This window comes from Domibacillus sp. 8LH (genome assembly GCF_038806185.1).
In the GTDB taxonomy this organism is placed as follows: Bacteria; Bacillota; Bacilli; order Bacillales; family Domibacillaceae; genus Domibacillus; species Domibacillus indicus_A.
Map to the genome: position 1 here is coordinate 1 of NZ_JAVJNG010000147.1, position 271 is coordinate 271.

1 protein-coding gene is annotated in these 271 nt (G+C 43.2%); it reads right to left on the reverse strand.

Annotated features, from left to right (window positions below; all coding sequences use genetic code 11):
* A partial coding sequence (locus tag RG959_RS24185) for an aspartate/glutamate racemase family protein (protein ID WP_342799305.1) occupies positions 1 to 271 on the reverse strand: 271 nt, incomplete at both ends.

Consider the following 271-nt stretch of genomic DNA (forward strand, 5'->3'; position numbering starts at 1 on the left):
GCCTCGGCGTGTATTTGAGTGGTATCATAAAGCGGAACCTGCGTGTGTTGTGGCTTTACCAACAAAGCAATTTCTGTACAGCCTAAAATAATGGCCTGCGCGCCTTGTGCAAATAAGCGCTCTATAATGCGTATATAATCGGCTCGCGAATCTTCATTAATAATCCCTTGGCATAACTGCGAATAAATAACCTCGTGCACTCGCTTTCGCTCATTAGGCTCAGGTATTAATACCTCAATGTTATGCTTCTCGGTTAAACGCTCTTTGTAAA